A 20,601-nucleotide genomic window follows, 5' to 3' on the forward strand; every position below is an offset into this window, starting at 1 on the left:
CTGGCGATGACGACCCCGTGGCTCTATGACGACCTGGTTCTTCGCTCCAGATACTGGCTGTATCGCGACATGAAGAAGCAGAACACGAAGTAGATGAAGGAGATGATCAGGAACATCTCGAGCCCGAAACCTTGCCATGCAGGGTCGACGATCGCCGCCTTGCCGGCTGAGATGAGGTCGAAAATGCCGACGACCAGGACCAGCGACGTGCTCTTGAAGATGGATATCGAAGTGTTGACGAGGGTCGGCAGCGCATTCCGCAACGCCTGCGGAAGGATGATCAGCATCTGTGTCCGCCAATAGCCGAGGCCGAGCGCGGCCGCCCCCTCGTATTGACTGATATGAACGCTTTGCAGTCCGCCGCGGACCGCTTCCGCGATATAGGCGGCCGAAAACAGGATCAGCGCGAGCTGCGCCCGCAGCAGCTTGTCGATCTCCATGCCTCGGGGCAGAAACAATGGGAAGACGAAGCTCGCCATGAACAGCAGGCTGACCAGCGGCACGCCCCTGACCAATTCGACATATCCGACGCACATGATCCGGATCGCGGGCAGGTTGGCGGCCCGGCGTCCCAATGAGGACCCCGGCGGGAAACGCCAGCAAGATGCCGAAGGTCGACAGCAGCAGGGTCACCGGGAGCCCGCCCCACATGCTTTGCGGCACGAAGGGCAGGCCCGCAATCCCGCCCCACATCAGCGCTGCGACCGCGATCAGCCCCGCGGCCCAGGCCAGCAGAAGGCTGCGGCGCCAGAACGCCGGAATGGCGCTCACGACATACAGCGCAACGAGGATCAGGCATGTGGTTGCCGGCCGCCACCGCTCTTCATAGGGATAGGTCGCGAACAGCATGAACTGGTATTTCTCCGCGACCAGCGCCCAACATGCGCCGCTCCCCCCGGCTGCGCGGCACGGGGCCGAGTTACCTGCCGGCGATATCCATACGGCGTTGACGACAGCCCAATCGAGAAAGCGGGCGAGCAGCATCAGGGCGAGCGCCGCGAGCACGGTTGTCGTCGCACTGCCACTGACGCTGGAAAACAGGGTCGACCGTGCCCGGCTGAGCAGCCGGGTGCGCGCGCGCTGCCAGGCTTGCGTCTCTCGACTGTGAGCGTGGCGGTCATTTCGTCCGGCCTGCCAGCGTCACCTGCAGGTTCAGCCGGTTCATGACCGACGAGATCGACAGGTTGATGAGCAGGAACGCGGCCATGATGATGGCTACGGATTCAATCGCGCGTCCAGTGTCGGTGATGATGCTGTTCGAGACCGCCACGAGATCGGGATAGCCGATCGCGATGGCGAGCGAAGTCATCTTGGCAAGGTCGAGATACTGGCTGGTTGCAGGCGGGCTCATCAGCCGCAGCGCCTGCGGCAGCACGACGAGGCGGAGCGTTTGCAGCGATCCCAGGCCAAGCGCGGCGGCCGCTTCCCATTGCCCCTTGGGGACCGACAGAATGCCACTGCGCACGATCTCGGCGATGAAGGCGGCATAGTAGATGGTGAGACCGAGGACGAGCGCCGTCAGTTCGGGTGAGATCGTGTGGCCGCCCACGAAATTGCGGCCTGCCAGCAGGGACGGGCGGCGGAGCTGGTCTCGCTCGGCCAGAAGGAGGGCGCGCGGTCCAGTTCGCCGAGCGCGAATTCGAGGCGCAGCGGGCGACGATCGCAGGCTTGAAAGAGGTCGAGCTCAGGACTGCCGTTCAAGCCCTGGTGGACGCGGAGAGGGTCTTCGTGATCGGTCGCCGGCCGTTCTTCGCCGCCGCCTATTCGCTGTACTCTCAGGAAAGTGAAACCGGACACGCAGCTGCTCGACAGCGGTGGCGGATCCGGGCTCGAATTCGGCACGATGAGCCGAAAGGACGTCGTTGTCGCGTTCTCGACCTATCCCTATAGCCGCGTGACGCTTGCCGTGGCGCAGAACGCCAGCACCCGCGGTGCCAAGATCATTGCCATCACGGACAGTGAGAATGCGCCGATTGCGCTCATCGCCGAGCATGTGTTCCTGACGACAGTGCAGAGCTATGCCTTCCCGGACTGCATCGCGGGGGCCTACCTGATCGGCAACATTCTGGTTGCGCTGACCGTCTCCACGCTGGGATCGGCGGCTCTCGAGCAGATTCAACGAAACGAGGACGACATCCGCGAGTCCGGCGAATACGTCGCGAACCCGCCGCGGAAGATGTTCGGCAGGCCGTCATCTCGCAGGCGTCGGTGATGCGCGGTTTCCGGCGCCGTGCGGGGACGATGGAAGCCGCACCCGCCTCCTAGCCAGTATTGAACGACACGACCCTGCCCTTGTAGGCAAATTCGTAGTTGGCGTTGCCGGTCTCACACATCACGGCAGAAGTTCATGGTCCCTTCATGAATTCTTCCCAGGCGTGAGTCCTGATTCGGCTCTCCAGTTGCCGTTCCAGCTTGTCGAGACTTTGCCGCAGCATCGTGAGCTCGTTTGCGTCAAGCGCCGAGGCGAGCTCGTTCTCGACACGGACGACGAACTTCTCGATGTCCTTATATACTTTGCGTCCGTTTGACGTGAGGCGAAGGCTGGCGCGCCGCCGGTCATTCTTGTCCAGGTCGCGATGGATGAGACCCCGCCGGACCAGCAGCTCGATGGCGCGCGCCACCTTGAAGGCGTCGGAGGAGGTCCGCATGGCGAGCTGGCTCGCCGTCAGCGGCTGGTACCGGGCAATGACCGCAAGGCTGCGCCACGCCGGCATCGTGAGGTCGTGGCGGTCTGCATACATGGGCGCGACGAAATTGCCGAGCCGGGCCGAAATGAGACTGAACCGGTAGCCGATCCAGTTTTCCAGAGGCAGCGAAGTCTTTGATTTGTTCATTGAATGCGAGATTTCCCGAAACGTCTGCGACCATGGTCACGCGTGCATTCTGCGACCTGACGAATTCCCCGGTCCGGGAAAGTCCGGCTTGTTGACGCTGATGATAATATTTGCATAATGCAAGCAATAAAAGCGTCGTTAGACCAGCGAGTCCGGTGCCGCGCTGCAACAAGGGAGAATGCCATGTCCAAGGCAATCGACGGCCACGATCTGACGCGGGTCGGTCCCGGTACGGTCATGGGCGAGATGATGCGGCAATATTGGATCCCTGCCGCCGCTTCCTCCGAATTGAAACCAGATGGCGATCCGATGCGGCTGATGCTGCTCGGAGAAGCGCTGATCGCGTTCCGCGACAGTTCGGGCCGCATTGGCGTGCTCGACCATCAATGCCCGCATCGCTGCGCCTCGCTGTTCCTCGGACGAAACGAGGAGAACGGCATTCGCTGCGTGTATCATGGCTGGAAGTTCGACGTCGAAGGCCGCTGCCTCGAAATGCCCAACGTGTCCCCGCCGCAGGACTTCAAGGAGAAGGTCCGCGCGAAAGCCTACAAGGTGCGTGAGGCCGCCGGACTCATCTGGGTCTATATGGGCGCGCGTGTCGAAGCGCCGCCAATGCCGATGCTCGAGGCGCTGTTCGTTCCCGAGCAGGACCTCACCGTGACGATGTTGCAGCGCGACGCAAACTGGTTGCAGGGGCTGGAAGGGGACATCGACACTTCGCATTTCGGATTCCTCCACGCCGGCCATGTGAAGGTCGAGGATTTCGAGGAGGGGCATCCGGCGCGTCACACCGTCGCCAACCGGGCGCCCGAATATAAGGTCACGGACACCGAATGGGGCACAATGTACGGCGCCTACCGGCCGGAACCAAACGGCAGGATGCACTGGCGCATGGCACATTTCTGCCTGCCGTTCTGGACTCAAACGCCGAATGCCGATTTTGCCGATCACGTCGTCGCCAAGGCCTGGGTGCCGATGGACGACAGCCACACGATGCTGATCTCGATCTACGGCGGTCGGGCGAAGGGCGCTACGTACTCCTCCTCGAAGTTGAAGTCGGGGACGGGCATAGGCGGTGTCGAACCGCTCGATTATCTGCCCAATACCACTGACTGGTTCGGGCGTTGGCGCCCGGTGCAGAATCTGGACAACGATTGGCAGATCGACCGGGAGGCGATGCGCGCCAACCGGATCTATTCCGGTATCCGCAACATCGTGATGCAGGACCAGGCGGTGACCGAAAGCATGGGGCCGATCGTGGACCACACCAAGGAGCACCTTGCGCCGAGCGACATCATGATCTCGCGCACGCGGCGCCGGCTGCTCACGGCGGCCCGCAGCTTCGCCGAGAGCGGCACGGTACCTCCGGGTGTCGATGATGCAGAGGTGTTCTGGAATGCCCGCGCGGGCTCATTCTACGCCGACGACAGGATTGAATGGCTCGACGCCTATCAGGAGCAGTTGAAGGCGGCGGTCCGCTGGCCCGCGCCGGGTCGGCAGGCCGCGGAGTAGCGCGATGCCGTCTTCCGGTCGCGCCTGCATCACGCGCCGTGCGGCGTTGCTTGGGCTCGCGGCTGGCTCGGCCATGGTGGCCGCGCCGGAGTTCGCGCGGGCGGAGGACGACTGGAACAAGGTCGTGGAGGCCGCAAGAAAGGAAGCCCATGTGGTGCTTTACAGCGCCTTCGTCGGTCTTGCGGCGCATCAGCAGCTGAAGAAGGACTTCCAGGCGACGTACGGGATCACCGTGGATATCCTGGAAGCCCGTGCAAGCGAAGTGCGCGAACGGATCCGCATCGAGCACGCGGCCGGCCGCTTCGCCGCCGATGTCTCTGAGAATGGACGCACCACCACTACGCTGCAGATCGAGCAGGACCAGGTGTTCAGTTCGCACGGACCCCTGCCGAGTCTCGGCCATCTGAAACCCGATTTCCGCGCCGACGACATCCGCCTGCCGGTCTTTGCCATCGTCTATGGCATTCTCGCCAATTCAAGGCTGGTCAAGGCGGATGACGAACCCAAGAGCTGGCTCGACCTCACGGATCCCCGCTGGAAGGGCAAGATTCTGGCCGATGATTTCCGGGCGCTCGGCGGTGGCGGCGTGCTGTTCTATACGCTTGAAGAACATTTCGGTCGCGACTTCCATGAGAAACTCGCGGCCCAGGAGATCAAATTCAGCCGCGAGATCCCGGCCAACGAGCGGCGCATCGCGCGCGGCGAGCTGCCGCTGTACCTTCCGGTGAGCCTGACCTCGATTCCCGAGCTGAAGGGGCTGCCGGTCAAGTTCCTGGTGCCGAAGGAGGGGCTGCCCTATGTCGGCTACGACCTGGCGCTGTTGAAGAATTCGCCGCATCCGAACGCCGCGCGTCTGCTGATGGAGTATTATCTCGGACGGGAGATGCAGCAGGCGTTTGCCAATCTCGGCCTGTTGCCGGTGACGTCGGACGCGCTGTCCGAGGTCGATGCGTCAGTGGCTGCGCTGGAGAAGAGCGAGCTTCTCGGCACAACCGATGCCACGCGGATGGACAAGGTGCTGGCCGTGGCCAAGGAGATCTACAAGTGAGGGCGGCCACCGCCTGGGTCGTCCCCGATTGGATCCGTTGCTGAGCATCGATCGACGCGACGACGAACTGTGGCGCTCGGGATCGAACGGGTGGAGAGTTGATGGCAACAGAGCAACAGACGGCCGGCGCCGACCTCCCCATGCGATATGCTGGTGCGATCGATTGCGATCTGCATCCGGCGGTGCCCTCGATGAGTGCCTTGCTGCCGTATCTCGACGACTACTGGCGCGAGATGATATCGGTCCGCGCACTCGACCGGCTGAATCTCAGCCTCACCAGCTATCCGCAGAATGCGCCGATCTCCTGCCGTCCCGATTGGACGATCGATGGCGGAGCCAAGCCGGGATCATCGCTGAAGGCGATGCGGGAGCACGTGCTCGATCGCTATCGGCCGCGTTACGGGATTCTCAATTGCCTCTACGGCGCGCAGGTCTTCCACAGTGAGGACATGGCCGCCGCATTTTGCCGGGCGACGAACGACTGGATCCGCGACGAGTGGCTCAGCCGTGATCCGAGGCTGCGTGCCTCCATCGTGATCCCGGCGCACAACACCGAGCTTGCGGTCGCCGAAATCGAGCGCAGGGCCGACGATTCCCGCTTCGTGCAGGTCTTGATGCTCGTTTCCGGCGAAGTGACCCTCGGCCGGCGCCAGCTCTGGCCGATCTATCGGCTGGCGGAGCGGCTGGAAATGCCGATCGGAATCCACGCCGGCAGCGCCTACCGCTACGCGCCGACCCCGATCGGGTGGCCTTCTTATTACGTCGAGGACTACATCGCCCAGTCGGCGGCCTTCGAGAATCAGCTCCAAAGCATGATCGCCGAGGGTGTGTTTGCAAAATTCCCGCGGCTGAAGGTCGTCGCCATCGAATCCGGTCTGACCTGGCTCAGTGGATACATCTGGCGCTCGGACAAGACCTGGAAGGGCGTGCGCGCCGAAGTTCCCTGGGTCACGCGCGCGCCGTCGGAGATCGTTCGTGGCCACATCCGCTTCACGGTGCAGCCGATCGACGCCGCCGACGAGCGGGCGGCGATCATGAGGCTCGTCGACCATCTGCGGTCGGACGATCTGTTCCTGTTCTCGACCGACTATCCGCATTGGCAATTCGACGGCGATGCGGCGCTGCCGTCGGGCGTCCCCGACGCGCTGTTCCGGAAGATCACGAGCGAAAATGCGCTCGCCACCTATCCGCGATTGTCGAAGGCGGACCGTGCCATGGAGATCGCGCGATGAGCATCACCGACGTGGAGCGAAGCCAGCCGGCCAAGCACAGGCTTCAGGTCATCGACTGCGACATTCATCCGGCCATGACGTCCTGGACCGAGGTGCATCCATTTTTGGAGAAGAGGTGGATCGAGCACCTCACGATCTATGGCAGTCATCTGCGCCACGCGTTTTCGGAGGCGCTGTCTCACCCGCGCATGTCGCCGGATGCGGCGAGGGTCGATGCCTATCCGGAGGAGGGTGGTCCTCCCGGATCGAGTCTCAAGCTGATGCAGAAACAGCATCTCGACCCGAATCGCGTCGAGATCGGTATGTTGATTCCGTTGCGCTGGAATCCGGGCAGCCAGCGCAATCTCGATTTCGGAGCCGCGCTGACGCGGGCGATGAACACTTGGCAGGTCGAACGCTGGGTCAGGCAGGAGCCGCGCCTGAGAGCCTCGGTCCTCGTCACGCAGGAGGACACCGCAAGCGCGGTCGCCGAGATCGATGCCCGTGGCGGCGATCACAATTTCACGCAAATCCTCATCCTGCCCCGCACCGATGAGCCGCTCGGGCGGCGCCGCTACTGGCCGATCTTCGAGGCCGCCATACGCAACGACCTGCCGATCACGGTTCATGTCGGCGGCACCGGCGGTCATCCTTCCGCCGCCGGCGGCTGGCCGTCCTACTACATGGAAGAACATCACATGGTCGCGCAGGCCATGCAGGCCGTGGTGGCGAGCCTCGTCTTCGAGGGCGTGTTCGAACGGTTTCCGAAGCTGCGCGTCGTGATCATGGAGGGTGGTCTCGGCTGGATACCCTCGCTCAGCGGGAGAATGGACAAGCACTGGAACCGGCTGCGCAGCGAGGTGCCTCACGTGAAGCGGCCGCCGTCCGAATACGTTCGTGAGCACGTCTGGTTCACGACACAGCCGATGGAGGAGACAGGCAGCTCGGCGACGCTTCTCGACCTCTTCGAGCGGATCGGTTGGGATCGCCTGCTGTTTGCGACCGACTATCCGCATTGGGACTATGACGATCCTCGCACCGCCTTCAAGGCGAACCTGACCGAGACCCAGCGTCATCAGCTTCTCCATGCCAATGCGCGCAAATTCTACGGGCTCGACGCGTGACCCGTCATGTCGTTGCGACCGTGGACCAGATTCCGCCGGGCGCGCGAATGCTTGTGACGGTCGACGGGCGCGAGATCGGAATATTCAACGTCGGCGGCGAGTTTTTCGGCATCGGGAACCGTTGCCCTCACAACGGCGCGTCCCTGTGCAGGGGGCGGAGCGTTGGCCTTGTCGAGGCAAGCGAACCCGGCTCGTATCAGCTCAGCCGGCGCGGCGAACTCGTGCGTTGCCCTTGGCACGGTTGGGAATTCGACTTGCGGACCGGGAAATCCTGGTGCGAGCCTGACCGGACCAGGGTGAGAAGCTACGATCTGAAAGTCGAGCCGGGCAGTGTGTTCACTGAAGGACCGCTCCGAGCCGAGACATTCCCGGTGTCGATTGAAAAGCATTATGTGGTGCTTGACGTCTAGTTCGTCAGCTCGCGGACGAGAAGCGGAAATGTGGGAGGGTGATTGGTGAAAGCGCTTTGGGCTGTTGTTCTCGCCTGCCTGGCGGGCCTGGTCGTGCCCGCGCAGGCCGAGGAATCCTGGGATGCCGTGGTCGACGCCGCGAAGAAGGAGGGCAAGGTCGTCGTCTATGACATGGCGCTTGGCGCGCCGTATTTCGTGGCGGTCCTGAAGTCCTTCGAAGTCAAATACGGCATTCCCGTCGAAAGTCTCGACCTGCGCGCCAGCGAGCTGGCCGAGCGGATCCGCACCGAACAATCGGCCGGCCGCTACCTCGGCGACATCGAGATCATCACGACGACCATGATCGAGGAACAGCGACAGAATGGAGACTTCATCGAGAAGCTGCCGCCTGTTCCGAATGCCGCCAATCTTCGTCCGCCGTTCCGCGCCAACGAATACAGCGTGCCCGCTTTCGTCCAGCCGGTGGGCATCCTGGTCAATACGCGCCTGGTGAAAGAGGACGAGGTGCCGACCAGCTGGAACGATCTCAACGATCCGAAGTGGAAGGGCAAGATCCTCTCCGACGACATGCGGCCGTTGGGCAGCGGCAACACGATGTTCGCGATCCTCCAGCATCATATGGGCGCGGACTTCAACGAGAAGCTCGCCGAGCAGAAGCCGGTGTTCAGCCGCGATATGCGCAACGATGCGCGGCGCGTCGCACGCGGAGAATACGCGATCTATGTTCCCCAGATCTTTGCCTTCACCTCGGACCTGAAGGGACTTCCCGTCAAGGTCGTCATCCCAAAGGAAGGTGCGCCCTACGCCGAGATGGATCTGGCCGTTCTGAAGAACTCGCCTCACCCGAACGCGGGCCGGCTTTTCGTCCAGCATTTCCTCTCGATGGAGTCGCAGCTGATTTATGCCAACGCCTGGATGCCTCCGGTCGTTGCGGGCGTCGCCGAACGCGCCAATCCGGACGCGCAGGGCTTTGCCAATGCCAAGCTGATCGGCCCCGCGAAGCTCGCGGAGCGCCCGTCGATGATGGCGCTGGCGAAGAAGCTCTATCCCTGAGACGGGTCTCATGACCGTTTCGACAGATGATCGCGTGGTGAGCGTCGGCCGAACGCCGTCGCGGGCGGGCTGGCCGGCGAAGCTGCGCCGGCTGCAGGGAACAGCTTTGGGCCGAACGGCCGCCCTGGCGCTGATCATTTTCGTTCTCGCGTTCCTGACGATCTATCCGCTGTCGATGCTGCTCTATGGCAGCCTGCATTCGACGCCGCCGGGCATGGCGGGTACGTTCAATCTCGACGGCTATCAGGACGTGCTGACCAGGCAGAGCCTGCTCGCGCTTCTCAACACGGTCGGCATTTCGCTCGCCAAGACCATTCCGTCGCTCGTGCTTGCCGTGTCGCTGGCCTGGATATTGGCGCGCACCGACACGCCGTTTCGCGGCGCGCTGGAGGTCCTGGTCACGCTGCCGTTCTTTATTCCGCCCATCCTGACGGCGATGGCCTGGGGCATGCTGGGCAATCCGCAGGTCGGCCTGCTCAATCAGCTCTATCAAGGGGTGACCGGATCGAGCAGCGCGCCGATCAACGTCTATTCCTATGGCGGCGTGGTCTGGCACATGATGCAATATTCCGTGCCGTTCCTGTTCCTCCTGATCGTCGACGCGTTTCGGGCCATGGACCCGAGCCTGGAGGAGGCGGCGCGCATGTGCGGGGCGTCGCGGTGGCGCACCTTCCGGACGGTCACCTTGCAGCTGATGCTGCCCGCGCTCACCGGTGCCGCCATTCTCAGCTTCATTCGCGGCATCGAGAATTTCGAGTCGCCGCTTTTCTTCGGCTCGCCGGCCGGCATCCGCGTCATCACCACGGATATCTACGACGCGATCAACCAGAGCTCGCCGCCGAGATATCAATACGCCACCTCCGTCAGCTTCGTCATCATGATGCTGCTGTTCCTCATCGTGATCCTGCAGTGGAAGCTCTTGAAGGGACGCAGTTTCACGACCGTCAGCGGCAAAGGCTACTCGCCCGGCATCGTCAGGCTTGGAAAGTGGCGCTGGGTCGCCTTTGCGTTTTGTGCGCTGTTCTTTGTCGTGACCGTCGCGCTTCCGGTCTCGCAGCTTTTGATCGGTTCTTTCTTCAAGTTCTTCGGCTTCTATGAATGGGACATGCTGACGCTCGAGCATTACCGGGCGGTGTTCGGCAGCGGAGAGTTCTGGCGAGGTTTTGGCAACACCATGCTATTGGGCCTGGTCGGGGCGACACTGACCATGGTGCTCGGCGGATTGGTGGCCTACATCTCGGTTCGCACCCGGTGGCGCGGCCGCCTGTTGATCGATGGAATGGCCTGGCTGCCGTGGATGATGCCCGGCATCGTGCTCGGCGTCGGCTTCCTCTGGGGTTTCGCGCTGCTCCCGCATGCCATTCCCATCTATGGCACGATCTGGGCGCTGCTGCTCGCCTACATCTCGCTCGGAACGCCGCTGTCGGTGCGGGTAATGTCGAGCGCCTATGCGCAGCTCTCCTACGACCTGGAGGAATGTTCGCGCGTGCATGGCGCAAGCTGGCTGCAAACGATGTGGCGCATCATGATCGCGCTGGCATGGCCGTCCTTTGCGGTCGGATGGGTGCTGATCTTCTTCGGCATCATGCGCGAGCTCTCGGCCTCGGTTCTGCTCTATTCAGTCGGGTCCGAAGTGCTGTCGGTCGTGCTGCTCAAGCTGTGGGCCAACGGCAATGCGGAGCAGGTCAGCGTGGTCGGGCTGATCATGATGGTGCTGGTGGTGCTGTTTCGATGGGTGCAGCTCGGCGTGATCAAGAAGCGGATCAGCACCCTGTAATGTGTTGAGGAACTGGCGATGTCGAATGTCGTTCTCGAAAAGGTCAGCCGCAATTTCGGTGATTTCATTGCCGTCAACGGCATCGACCTGCGCGTGAACGAAGGCGAGTTCGTCACGCTGCTCGGGCCCTCCGGCTGCGGCAAGACCACGACCTTGCGCATGGTGGCGGGGCTGGAGCAGAACACCGGCGGCCGCATCTCGATCGGCGACCGCGTCGTCAGCGACGCGGACCGGGGCCTGTTCGTGCCGGCCGAGCACAGGGCGCTCGGCATGGTGTTCCAGTCCTATGCGATCTGGCCGCACATGACCGTGTTCGACAACGTGGCCTATCCGCTGCGGGTGCGCCGGACACAGCGGACCGAAATCCGGGACCGGGTGTTGGCCGCGCTCCGCCTGGTCGAGATGGAGGGCTACGCGGACCGGCCTGCGCCAGCCTTGTCGGGCGGCCAGCAGCAACGGGTGGCGATCGCGCGTGCGCTCGTCTTCGAGCCTGCATTGCTGCTTCTCGACGAGCCGTTGAGCAATCTCGACGCACGTCTTCGCGCGCAGATGGGATCCGAATTTCGTCTGCTGCAGAAGCGGCTCGGCATCACCAGCCTCTATGTGACGCATGACCAGGAGGAAGCGATGGCGCTGTCGGATCGGGTCGTCGTGATGCAGGCCGGCCGCGTTCTGCAAATCGGGGCGCCCGAGGAAATCTATCAGCGTCCTCACAGCGCCGCGGTGGCGAGCTTCTTCGGTTCGCCCAACCTGCTGCCCGCTACGGTGGTCGACTGCGTGCGCGTCGGCGATGGCGAGTTCGAGGTGTCGGTGCGGGGGGCTTGGGAAGGCGCCTGTCGCGCCGGCGCAGCGTTGGCTGCAGGTTCGAGCGTGTTCGTCATGGTCCGACCGGAGAACATTCGCCTTGTGGATGACAAACGCGGGACAGGCGAGGGCGGCGCGGTGCTGTCGGGCCGGGTGGTGCAGTCGAGCTTCCACGGGGCGAGGCGCGCCGTGACCATCGAGGTAAACGGCAACGCCATCAGAGCCGAAATTCCGGCCCTGACGCCGATCAGCGAGCGGATGTCGGTGACGGTCGACGAACGCGCGGCTTGGGCCTTGGCGTCGTAGGAAAAGCAAGTCAAGGGGCCGAATCTGGCGCCGAACCTGATTGCCTGGCCGCCGGTTCAGTCAGATAGGCCTCGAGCCCGGTCAATTCATGGCGGCCGCCGCCAACGGTCAGGAGGCCGATGCGTCCGACAAGTCGCAGCAGCCCGGCACCCCGGACCTCTCCGCGATATGGCACCGAAGGCCCGCCGTTGTCACATAAAGCGCATCGTAATCCTCCGCTCGACGTCCAAATGCGTAGGCGGCTGCGCCATGACGATAATGCAGAAGTCTTCGAGGCTCGGCTGAAGGCATATCGCGCGCAAACGCCCCCGGTTACGGAATACTACCGGTCATAAGGGCTGCTCAAGATCGTCAACGGGCTGCAACCGATCGACGCTGTGAGCGAAGAACTCACGAGGGCGCTCTCAGCATTCGCCTGACATTGGAGCAGGAGCGATATAGGATCGAACGGAGCCAACACAGATCAACGAAATGAATGAATTAAGGTGGAAATTTTCTTGTGCCCCCATGATGGATTGGAGCGACCGGCATTGCCGCGTGTTCCACCGGCTGATGAGCCGGCGCGCGCGGCTGTACACGGAGATGTTGACGACGGGGGCCGTCATTCATGGCGATCGGAACAGGCTGCTCGGCTTCGATGCGAGCGAGCACCCCGTGGCGCTGCAGCTCGGCGGTTCGGCGCCGTGCGAGCTCGCGGCGGCGGCGACGATCGGCGAGGACTTCGGCTATGACGAGATCAATCTCAATGTCGGTTGCCCGTCGGATCGCGTCAAGGACGGCCGCTTTGGCGCCTGTCTGATGGCGGAGCCGGAGCTGGTCGCTGCCTGCGTTGCCGCGATCAAGCGCGCGGTCAAGGTTCCGGTCACGGTGAAGTGCCGTATCGGCATCGACAACCAGGATCCGGAGATCGCGCTCGACCGGCTCGCGCGCGGCGTCGTCGCCGCGGGCGCGGATGCGCTGATCGTGCATGCCCGCAAGGCCTGGCTCAACGGATTGTCGCCGAAGGAGAACCGCGACATCCCGCCGCTCGACTATGATCGCATCTATCGGCTGAAGGCGGCGCTGCCGGACGTCCCCATCATCATCAACGGTGGCATCGGCGGCCTCGAAGCGGCGCAGGCGCATCTCTCCAGGGTCGATGGCGCCATGCTGGGGCGCGCGGCCTATCAGGAGCCATGGCGGCTGCTCGCGGTCGATCCCGAGCTGTTCGGCGAGCCCGCGCCATGTGCGACCATGAAGGACGTGTTCGAGGCGATGATGCCCTATATCTCGCGCGAGCTGTCGCGCGGCACGCGGCTGCATGCCATCACCAGGCACCTCGTCGGTGCCTATCATGCCGTGCCCGGCGCACGCGCCTTCCGCCGTCATCTCGCCGAGCACGGCGTAAAGCCGGGCGCGGGTCTCGAGGTGCTGCGGGCGGCGGTCGCGCTGGTCGAGGATCGCGCGGCCGCATCGATCGCGGCCTGATCCCTTTGTCGGTCGCATTTTCTTTCGGAAAGCCGGTGTCCAGCTTTGCGGAAAACGCTCTATGAGTGCCGCACGATGACGATGTAATTGGCAGTCTCACGGCCGGCATTCTCGAATGCGACCGGCCGCATCGCGTGGTTTCCATGTTGCGAAGCCGCCGCGGATGATGCGACATGCGGGTTGCTCCATGTCGAAGGGAGGGGAAATGGACATCCGCGAGGCTGTGGCCGCCGATGCATGCGGCATCCTGCGCATCTACAATGACGCGGTCGCACACACCACCGCGATCTGGAACGAGCAGCTCTCCAGCCTGGAGCAGCGGCTCGCCTGGCTCGCCGAGCGGCAGCAGTCCGGCTATCCGGTGCTGGTCGCGGCCGAGGGGCCGGATGTTCTCGGCTATGCTTCGTTCGGTCCGTTCCGCCCCTGGGATGGCTATCGCCACACGATCGAGCATTCCGTCTATGTCGACGATGGCGCGCGCCGGCGAGGCGTCGGTCATGCGTTGATGGCGGAATTGATCCGGCGCGCCCGCATCATGAAGAAGCATGTCATGATCGCCGGCATCGAGGCGACCAACGAGCCGTCCTTGCGGCTGCATGCGCGGCTCGGCTTCGAGAAGACCGGTCATCTGCGCGCCGTCGGCCGCAAGTTCGACCGCTGGCTCGATCTCGTCTTCATGCAGTTGATGCTGGCGGAGGAGTTCGGCGGCTAGTGTCTGCGCAAAGATTGTTTCACCGCGGATGCGAACGGTGCTGAAATATTCGTCCGCACCGGCGGCACATTCTAAAATCCGTCTCATTGACGGTTTGGCGTTCGTGCCGCATCATTTGCGCGTCTTCAGGCCGCGGGCGGAACCGGAGCTTAAGCCATGTCCATCGAGTTCATCGGCTTCATCACCAACAACAATTCGTCCGAGACCGTGGTCCGCGCCGGGCCGGTGCTCGATCCGCTCTATATCGAGACGGTGGCGAAGGCGCATGAGCTCGCCGGCTTCGACCGCGCGCTGCTCGCGTTCCATTCCACCGCGCCCGACGCGCTGCAGGTCGCCCAGCATGTGCTGCAGATCACGAGGTCGCTGAAGGTGATGATCGCGCAGCGGCCCGGCTTCACCGCGCCGACGCTGTTGGCGCGGCAGCTCGCGACGCTCGACCAGTTCCATGGCGGCCGTGTCTCGCTGCACGTCATCACCGGCGGCAACGCCACTGAGCTGCGCCAGGACGGCAACACCGTCGACGACAAGGAAGAGCGTTATGCCCGCACCGGCGAGTTCCTCGATATCGTCCGCCTGGAATGGACCAGCGAAAAGCCGTTCGACTACAACGGCAGGTACTACAAGGTGGAGAAGGGATTTTCGCTGATCAAGCCGCAGCAGAAGGGCGGCATCTACACTTTCGTCGGCGGCGCCTCCGACGGCGCGATCGAGGTCGCCGGCAAGCATGCCGACACCTTCGCGCTCTGGGGCGAATCCTATGCGCAGGTGCGCGAGCAGATCGCGAAGGTGACCGGGGCGGCGGCGAAGCATGGCCGTCCGGCGCCGCGCTTCAGCCTGTCGGTGCGGCCGATCCTGGCCGACACCGAGGAGGGGGCCTGGGCCAAGGCGCAGGCGATCCTCGAACGCGCCGCCGCGGTGCAGGACCAGACCGGCTATCGCAGGCCGGCCGACGGCCACGCCACCGCCGGTGCGCGCCGCCTGCTGGCGCTGGCCGACCAGGGCACGCGCATCGACAAGCGGCTGTGGACCGAGATCGCAAAACTCACCGGCGCCAACAGCAATACCACCGCGCTGGTCGGAACGCCGGAGCAGGTCGCCGAGGTGTTCGGCGACTATCATGACCTCGGCATCAGCCACTTCCTGATCCGCGGTTTCGATCCGCTGATCGATGCCATCGACTATGGCCGCGCCCTGATCCCGCTGACGCGCAAGCTGATCGCCGAGCGGCAGACCGCCAAGGGCGTGGCGGCGGAATGAATCCGCGCTTGGTGATCAGCCTGCAAGCGCGGCGAGCAACTCGTCCGGCCGCTCGGCCATCAGCATGTGGCCGGCGCCCGGCAGCACGACGGTGCGCGCTTGCGGAATCGCTGCGGCCAGCGCCTTGCCGGCGCGCGCCGGCGTCATCATGTCCTTCTCACCAAGGATGAGCGTGGTCGGGACGCTGATCGTCGCCGCCGCGGACAGTGCGTCGGCATAGGCGTTGCAGGCGGAGAGATCGCTGAACAGCACGCCGGGCGCGCAACGCCGCAGCGTGCTCTGGGCACCGCCATGCATCCACAGTCCCGGCGCGCGGCAGGCGCCGAGCTCGGCGGCAAAGCCCAACCCCCAGATCGAGACCATGTCGATTGCGGCGGGATCGTTGGCCTCGGCCGCCTTCAACAGGTCGGGACCGACGGTCATGGTGGCGGCGGTTCCGATCAGGCTCAGCGCCGTGACGCGCGGTGGATGCCGCGCCGCGGCATCGAGCGCGATCTGCGATCCCATCGAATGGCCGATCAGGTGCGCCCTCGGCACGCCCGCGGCATCGAGCACGGCGATGGTCCAGTCGGCCATCGCGCCGATACTCTTCAGCGCCGGACCTTCCGATCGCCCATGTCCCGGCAAGTCGGGAGCCAGCACCGCAAAGCCGTGATGGGCGAACCAGCGGCTGTGCAGCGCCCAGGCGGTGTGGTCGAAGCCCGCGCCATGCAGCAGCAAGACGGTGGGCAGGGCGCCGTCGAAGTCCCGGCCTCCGGTCGCGATGAACGCCTCGTGGCCGTCGATCGTGAGCTTCATGGATCACACCTTCTGCGACGCGCGCAGCGCCTGTCCGAGATCGTCGATGATGTCGGCCGTCGCCTCGATGCCGACCGACAGCCGCACCAGCTCCTCGCCGATGCCGGCGGCGGCAAGCTGCGCGGCGTCCATCTGTTGATGCGTGGTGCTCGCTGGATGAATGACCAGCGTCTTGGCGTCGCCGACATTGGCGAGATGGCTGATCAGCCGCAGCGACTCGATGAACTTGCGTCCGGCGGCACGTCCGCCCTTGATGCCGAACGAAACGATCGAACCGGCGCCGCGCGGCAGCAGCGCTTTTGCCAGCGCGTGATCGGGGTGGCTCTCCAGCGACGGATGCAGCACCCACTCGACCGCCTTGCTCCCTCTGAGGAAATCCAGCACCGCATGCGTGTTCTGCATGTGGCGGTCCATGCGGACGGAAAGCGTCTCGATGCCCTGCAGCAGTTGGAACGCGTTGGTCGGCGACAGGCAGGCGCCGAAGTCGCGCAGGCCCTCGGTGCGCGCGCGCATGATGAAGGCCGCAGGGCCGAACTGCTCGTCGAAGACGATGCCGTGATAGCCGGCATAGGGCTCGGTCAGCACCGGGAATTTGCCCGACTCCCGCCAGTCGAAACGGCCGCCGTCGACGACCGCGCCGCCGATCGCGATGCCATGGCCGCCGAGCCATTTGGTCGCCGAATGCATGACGATGTCGGCGCCGATCGCGATCGGCTGGCTGAGATAGGGGGTTGCAAACGTATTGTCGATCAGGAGCGGCAGCCCTGCATCATGCGCGATGGCGGCGACCCTCGGAATGTCGAGCACTTCGAGGCCGGGATTGCCGATGGTCTCGGCGATCACGAGCCGCGTCTTGGACGTGATCGCTGCGCGGAATCCGTCGAGGTCGCGCGGCTTGACGAAGCTCGTGGTGATGCCGAAGCGCGGCAAGGTGTGCGCGAGCAGGTTGATTGTGCCGCCATAGAGCGAGGCGGAGGCAACGATGTGGTCGCCGGCGCCGAGCAGGGTCGCGATCGCCAGATGCATCGCCGCCATGCCGCTCGCGGTCGCGATCGCGCCAACGCCGCCTTCCAGCGCGGCCAGCCGCTCCTCGAGCACGGACGTGGTCGGATTGGAGATGCGCGTATAGATGTGTCCGGCGCGCTCGAGGTTGAACAGCGCCGCCGCATGCTCGGCGTCCTGGAACACGTAGGAGGTCGTCTGGTAGATCGGCACCGCGCGGGCGCCGGTTGCGGGATCAGGATGCTGGCCTGCGTGCAGGCTGAGCGTTTCGAACGCGGGCGGTTTTGGAGCTGGCATGTCGAGCTCGCTGCTGGATCGGCACAAGACGTCGTCCCGTTCTGCCACAAACGGCGCGCGACGTCAGCGGCTTCTGTCCGCGGCGGGTCGAGGTCAGGTCTTCGGCGCGGGATAGCCGCGCAGCACGAGCTGGTCGGCGTGGACCTCCCAGCTCTCCAGCCGGTCGAGGAAGCTCATGCCGAGCAGATTGGTCTTCATCTGCCCGTGCGGCACGATCAGCGCCGGCACCGAGCGTTCGACCAGTTTGCCGATCGCGAGCCGGTCGAGCGTCAGCCGCGCGGCACGGGTATGGCCGCCCGCGGTTTCCAGGTCGACGTCGTATTCCAGCACTTCCAGCGGCAAGCCGGCGGCCTTCGCGGTCTCGTAGGTCAAGATGACCGAGGTCGCCCCGGTGTCGACGACCATTGGCGCGGCGACGCCATTGATCCGGGCATGCAGCGCGAAGGCGCCGCCTTGGCCGCGCGGGATCTGCACCGCGTGGAACGATGTCTCGGAATGGGAGGACGCCACGGCGCGGTGCCGCAGCGCCGCGGAGAAGGTCTCGCTGGCGCGCGCGGTCTGCTCGGGATTCTTGTAGACCGCAACCACGCCGGCGGTGACGCCGAGCAGAAGCAGGATCCGGGTCAGGCGGCTCATCGCGCGCCTCCCGCGTGAAGGGCGCGCGTCAACGCGCCTCGCCGGCCTGCGGCGGGACCAATCCGGCCTCCAGCATGCGCCGTGGCAGCAGCGCCATCAGCGCCAGCCGCTCGGCGCGCTCCATGCGAGGCCAGCGCGCGATCTCGGGCAGGGTCCGCCCGCAGCCCGAACAGAGACTGGTCCTGGGATCGATCATACAGACGGCGATGCACGGCGTGTCCTGGCTCATACTCTGGAGTGTGACGGGGAGTGCGGCGCGAATGCAAGCGCCTCGTCTCATCCGGTCCCGGCGCTCATGATCGGCTTGTGGCGCGGGCGCTTCTTCTCCTCGGGCGTTGTCTCGGGCTGCAGCGGCGGCGCGTCGTCCTCGCTTGCGACCGGCGCCAGCGCCGCCATCACCCGCTCCGGCGGAAAGGTGATGATCACCTCGGTGCCGATCCGCAGCTTCGACTTCAGGGTGAAGGTGCCGCCATGCAGATCGATCAGGCTCTTTGCGATCGGCAGGCCGAGGCCCGCGCCTTGCTCGGCCGATTTGATCGAGTTGGAGCCCTGGCCGAACGAGGCCAGCACGATCGGAATCTCGTCCTCGGGGATGCCGGGGCCGGTGTCCTTGACGGAAAGGTACTGCCCGCCGGAGGCGGTCCAGCCGACCTTGAGCCAGATCTCGCCGCCCTGCGGGGTGAACTTGATCGAGTTGGACAACAGGTTGAGCACGATCTGGCGGATGGCGCGCTCGTCGCCCCAGAGCCGCGGCATGCGCTGCTCGAACACCTCGTGGATGGTGATGCCGCGGCTGGAGGCGCGCAACTTCATCAAATGGTGGCAGTCGGCGACGACATTGACCAGCGACACCGCTTCCTCGTTGAGCTCGTAACGGCCGGCCTCGATGCGCGACAGGTCGAGAATCTCGTTGATCAGGTTCAGCAGATGTACGCCGGAATTGTGGATGTCGGCCGAATACTCCTTGTAGACCGCGACCGCATGCGCGCCGAAGATCTCGCTCTTCATCACTTCGGAAAAGCCGAGGATCGCGTTCAGCGGCGTGCGCAGCTCGTGGCTCATCTGGGCGAGGAAGCGGGATTTGGCGACATTGGCGGCCTCCGCGCGGTAGCGCGCCTCGTCCGAGATCGATTTGGCCTGCTCGAGCTCGCCGATCAGCGCGTCCTTCTCGGCGCGCGCTTCGAGCGTCGCGAGCGTCGTCGAGTGCAGGCGATGGGCGAGCAGGGTGAAATATCCCTCGGCGGCCAGCGCCAGCGCCGCCAGCACCCAATTGTCGAAGGAGCCGGAGAGCGCGAGATTCAGCGCGATCGCGACCGCGATCGGCATGGTGGCGGCGAGGGCCGCGATCGGCAGGTTGGCGGCCAGCATGCTGGAGACCGCGACCACCAGCAGCATCAGGAACATCATCAGCGTGCCGGAGACCGCGTCCAGCGATGGATGCACCAGGATCGCCATCCAGCACAGGCCGTAGAGCAGGTCGAGTACCACGAAGCGCGTGCGCCATTTTCGGGTCGCAGCGAGCGACGGCTGCTCGGCGAGGAAGCGCACGCAGGCGCGCACGATCGCGGCATGCAGGCAGAGCACGCCGAAGGTCCAGCAGACCGCCGTGACCGGCTGGATCCAGAGGCCGAACAGCAGGCCCGCCGCGACCACCAGCAGCATCACGACGAAGGAGGCGGAGATGCGGGTCTGGGCGTATTGCCGGAGCAGTTCGCGGTCGAAGGCGGGGCGGGTTCCGCTGGTCGACGTTAACCGGTCGCGCGCCTCGCGCACCCGCTGGGCCGCCGCTCTGCGGCTGGTCGCCGACATCGCCGCCGGGGCTTCCGGAAGCTGCACGACCTCGGGCTTTTCAGCGGGTTTACTCATCAAACGACACAAGTCCCGCCCGCCGCCAGGCGGGCCCCTTTGCATCGTCTATCTCTGGCAACAACTCGTTAATGCTTGCCTTAAAGCGGTAAAAAATCTCGTTAACCGGAGGTTAAAATTAACCTTGGGCGGAGGCCTCGCCGCCGTCATTGCGCGGGGCAGCGTCCCAACGCAAAGAAGCTCTCCGGGCGCGCCGGAAAGAGCTTCTGAACGAACGGCAAGTCGAGTGCCTACCGCTCCAGCCGCGCCAGCAGGCTCGACGTGTCCCAGCGCCTGCCGCCCATCTTCTCGACCTCGGAATAGAACTGGTCGACCAGCGCCGTGATCGGCAGGTGGGCGCCATTGCGGCGGGATTCGGCGATCGCGATCGAGAGGTCCTTGCGCATCCATTCGACGGCGAAGCCGAAATCATACTTGCCGTCGTTCATGGTCTTGTAGCGGTTCTCCATCTGCCAGGACTGCGCGGCGCCCTTGGAGATGGTGTCGA

General features: G+C 64.6%; 21 protein-coding genes. 12 read left to right on the top strand and 9 right to left on the bottom strand.

From position 1 onward, the window contains the following. Window positions 1-23 precede the first annotated feature (23 nt). Complete coding sequence (locus JOY90_RS35825; protein ID WP_291695811.1) at window positions 24-536, bottom strand: amino acid ABC transporter permease; 513 nt, start codon at window positions 534-536, stop codon at window positions 24-26. A 581-nt stretch (window positions 537-1,117) separates the two neighbouring features. Then, window positions 1,118-1,549: an ABC transporter permease subunit gene (locus JOY90_RS35830; RefSeq protein WP_291695812.1), complete on the bottom strand. Its 432-nt coding sequence runs from the start codon at window positions 1,547-1,549 to the stop codon at window positions 1,118-1,120. A 294-nt stretch (window positions 1,550-1,843) separates the two neighbouring features. On the opposite strand from JOY90_RS35830, the gene JOY90_RS35835 reads away from it, so the two are divergent. Next, window positions 1,844-2,212 (top strand): MurR/RpiR family transcriptional regulator, encoded by a 369-nt coding sequence (locus JOY90_RS35835; RefSeq protein ID WP_291695813.1) that lies wholly within the window; start codon window positions 1,844-1,846, stop codon window positions 2,210-2,212. Window positions 2,213-2,345: 133 nt separating this feature from the next. On the opposite strand, the gene JOY90_RS35840 is transcribed toward JOY90_RS35835, so the two are convergent. Beyond that, the gene (locus tag JOY90_RS35840; protein WP_291695814.1) at window positions 2,346-2,834 is read right to left on the bottom strand and encodes a MarR family transcriptional regulator; all 489 of its coding nucleotides are present in this window, start codon (window positions 2,832-2,834) and stop codon (window positions 2,346-2,348) included. A 183-nt stretch (window positions 2,835-3,017) separates the two neighbouring features. On the opposite strand from JOY90_RS35840, the gene JOY90_RS35845 reads away from it, so the two are divergent. From JOY90_RS35845 to JOY90_RS35895, 11 genes are all read left to right on the top strand, one after another. Beyond that, the gene (locus JOY90_RS35845; RefSeq protein ID WP_291695815.1) at window positions 3,018-4,346 is read left to right on the top strand and encodes a Rieske 2Fe-2S domain-containing protein; all 1,329 of its coding nucleotides are present in this window, start codon (window positions 3,018-3,020) and stop codon (window positions 4,344-4,346) included. 4 nt (window positions 4,347-4,350) lie between these two features. Beyond that, window positions 4,351-5,394: an extracellular solute-binding protein gene (locus JOY90_RS35850; protein ID WP_291695816.1), complete on the top strand. Its 1,044-nt coding sequence runs from the start codon at window positions 4,351-4,353 to the stop codon at window positions 5,392-5,394. Between the two features lie 101 nt (window positions 5,395-5,495). After that, window positions 5,496-6,626: an amidohydrolase family protein gene (locus JOY90_RS35855; RefSeq protein WP_291695817.1), complete on the top strand. Its 1,131-nt coding sequence runs from the start codon at window positions 5,496-5,498 to the stop codon at window positions 6,624-6,626. Continuing rightward, a complete protein-coding gene (locus JOY90_RS35860) occupies window positions 6,623-7,729 on the top strand; it encodes an amidohydrolase family protein (RefSeq protein WP_291695818.1) in 1,107 nt (368 codons plus the stop codon). Before JOY90_RS35855 ends, JOY90_RS35860 begins: the two co-directional genes overlap by 4 nt. Continuing rightward, entirely contained in the window at window positions 7,726-8,139 is a 414-nt protein-coding gene (locus JOY90_RS35865) for a Rieske (2Fe-2S) protein (RefSeq protein ID WP_291695819.1), read from the top strand. Before JOY90_RS35860 ends, JOY90_RS35865 begins: the two co-directional genes overlap by 4 nt. Before the next feature lie 45 nt (window positions 8,140-8,184). After that, the gene (locus tag JOY90_RS35870; protein ID WP_291695820.1) at window positions 8,185-9,192 is read left to right on the top strand and encodes an extracellular solute-binding protein; all 1,008 of its coding nucleotides are present in this window, start codon (window positions 8,185-8,187) and stop codon (window positions 9,190-9,192) included. 10 nt (window positions 9,193-9,202) lie between these two features. Further along, the gene (locus JOY90_RS35875) at window positions 9,203-10,969 is read left to right on the top strand and encodes an iron ABC transporter permease (protein ID WP_291695821.1); all 1,767 of its coding nucleotides are present in this window, start codon (window positions 9,203-9,205) and stop codon (window positions 10,967-10,969) included. A gap of 18 nt (window positions 10,970-10,987) precedes the next feature. After that, entirely contained in the window at window positions 10,988-12,079 is a 1,092-nt protein-coding gene (locus tag JOY90_RS35880) for an ABC transporter ATP-binding protein (protein WP_291695822.1), read from the top strand. 471 nt (window positions 12,080-12,550) lie between these two features. Further along, window positions 12,551-13,546, top strand: coding sequence for a tRNA dihydrouridine(20/20a) synthase DusA (dusA, locus tag JOY90_RS35885; RefSeq protein WP_291695823.1), 996 nt, complete (start codon window positions 12,551-12,553; stop codon window positions 13,544-13,546). A gap of 205 nt (window positions 13,547-13,751) precedes the next feature. Further along, window positions 13,752-14,258 (top strand): GNAT family N-acetyltransferase, encoded by a 507-nt coding sequence (locus tag JOY90_RS35890; protein ID WP_291695831.1) that lies wholly within the window; start codon window positions 13,752-13,754, stop codon window positions 14,256-14,258. A 156-nt stretch (window positions 14,259-14,414) separates the two neighbouring features. Beyond that, window positions 14,415-15,515 carry an LLM class flavin-dependent oxidoreductase gene (locus tag JOY90_RS35895; protein WP_291695824.1) on the top strand — a complete coding sequence of 367 codons (1,101 nt, stop codon included), beginning with the start codon at window positions 14,415-14,417 and terminating at the stop codon, window positions 15,513-15,515. A 15-nt stretch (window positions 15,516-15,530) separates the two neighbouring features. On the opposite strand, the gene JOY90_RS35900 is transcribed toward JOY90_RS35895, so the two are convergent. The 6 genes from JOY90_RS35900 to JOY90_RS35925 all read right to left on the bottom strand — a co-directional run. Continuing rightward, entirely contained in the window at window positions 15,531-16,313 is a 783-nt protein-coding gene (locus tag JOY90_RS35900) for an alpha/beta hydrolase (protein WP_291695825.1), read from the bottom strand. Window positions 16,314-16,316: 3 nt separating this feature from the next. Then, on the bottom strand, window positions 16,317-17,612 hold the full coding sequence (locus tag JOY90_RS35905; protein WP_291695826.1) for an O-acetylhomoserine aminocarboxypropyltransferase: 1,296 nt from the start codon (window positions 17,610-17,612) through the stop codon (window positions 16,317-16,319). A 93-nt stretch (window positions 17,613-17,705) separates the two neighbouring features. Continuing rightward, window positions 17,706-18,248, bottom strand: a complete 543-nt coding sequence (locus JOY90_RS35910; protein ID WP_291695827.1) for a TIGR02281 family clan AA aspartic protease — start codon at window positions 18,246-18,248, stop codon at window positions 17,706-17,708. A 28-nt stretch (window positions 18,249-18,276) separates the two neighbouring features. Further along, window positions 18,277-18,477, bottom strand: a complete 201-nt coding sequence (locus tag JOY90_RS35915) for a DUF1289 domain-containing protein (protein WP_291695828.1) — start codon at window positions 18,475-18,477, stop codon at window positions 18,277-18,279. 47 nt (window positions 18,478-18,524) lie between these two features. Beyond that, the gene (locus JOY90_RS35920; RefSeq protein ID WP_291695829.1) at window positions 18,525-20,114 is read right to left on the bottom strand and encodes a HAMP domain-containing sensor histidine kinase; all 1,590 of its coding nucleotides are present in this window, start codon (window positions 20,112-20,114) and stop codon (window positions 18,525-18,527) included. Window positions 20,115-20,344: 230 nt separating this feature from the next. Beyond that, on the bottom strand, window positions 20,345-20,601 hold a 257-nt coding region (locus JOY90_RS35925), incomplete at its 5' end, for an NAD-binding protein (protein WP_291695830.1).

This window comes from Bradyrhizobium sp., from assembly GCF_019242285.1.
In the GTDB taxonomy this organism is placed as follows: domain Bacteria; phylum Pseudomonadota; class Alphaproteobacteria; order Rhizobiales; family Xanthobacteraceae; genus Bradyrhizobium.

Coding starts and splice junctions, on each gene's coding strand:
- JOY90_RS35875 (WP_291695821.1), top strand. CDS start 9,203: ATGACCGTTTCGACAGATGATCGCGTGGTGAGCGTCGGCCGAACGCCG.
- JOY90_RS35850 (WP_291695816.1), top strand. CDS start 4,351: ATGCCGTCTTCCGGTCGCGCCTGCATCACGCGCCGTGCGGCGTTGCTT.
- JOY90_RS35895 (WP_291695824.1), top strand. CDS start 14,415: ATGTCCATCGAGTTCATCGGCTTCATCACCAACAACAATTCGTCCGAG.
- JOY90_RS35905 (WP_291695826.1), bottom strand. CDS start 17,612: ATGCCAGCTCCAAAACCGCCCGCGTTCGAAACGCTCAGCCTGCACGCA.
- JOY90_RS35900 (WP_291695825.1), bottom strand. CDS start 16,313: ATGAAGCTCACGATCGACGGCCACGAGGCGTTCATCGCGACCGGAGGC.
- JOY90_RS35835 (WP_291695813.1), top strand. CDS start 1,844: ATGAGCCGAAAGGACGTCGTTGTCGCGTTCTCGACCTATCCCTATAGC.
- JOY90_RS35880 (WP_291695822.1), top strand. CDS start 10,988: ATGTCGAATGTCGTTCTCGAAAAGGTCAGCCGCAATTTCGGTGATTTC.
- JOY90_RS35890 (WP_291695831.1), top strand. CDS start 13,752: ATGGACATCCGCGAGGCTGTGGCCGCCGATGCATGCGGCATCCTGCGC.
- JOY90_RS35845 (WP_291695815.1), top strand. CDS start 3,018: ATGTCCAAGGCAATCGACGGCCACGATCTGACGCGGGTCGGTCCCGGT.
- dusA (WP_291695823.1), top strand. CDS start 12,551: ATGAATGAATTAAGGTGGAAATTTTCTTGTGCCCCCATGATGGATTGG.
- JOY90_RS35910 (WP_291695827.1), bottom strand. CDS start 18,248: ATGAGCCGCCTGACCCGGATCCTGCTTCTGCTCGGCGTCACCGCCGGC.
- JOY90_RS35855 (WP_291695817.1), top strand. CDS start 5,496: ATGGCAACAGAGCAACAGACGGCCGGCGCCGACCTCCCCATGCGATAT.
- JOY90_RS35825 (WP_291695811.1), bottom strand. CDS start 536: ATGTGCGTCGGATATGTCGAATTGGTCAGGGGCGTGCCGCTGGTCAGC.
- JOY90_RS35860 (WP_291695818.1), top strand. CDS start 6,623: ATGAGCATCACCGACGTGGAGCGAAGCCAGCCGGCCAAGCACAGGCTT.
- JOY90_RS35920 (WP_291695829.1), bottom strand. CDS start 20,114: ATGAGTAAACCCGCTGAAAAGCCCGAGGTCGTGCAGCTTCCGGAAGCC.
- JOY90_RS35840 (WP_291695814.1), bottom strand. CDS start 2,834: ATGAACAAATCAAAGACTTCGCTGCCTCTGGAAAACTGGATCGGCTAC.
- JOY90_RS35915 (WP_291695828.1), bottom strand. CDS start 18,477: ATGAGCCAGGACACGCCGTGCATCGCCGTCTGTATGATCGATCCCAGG.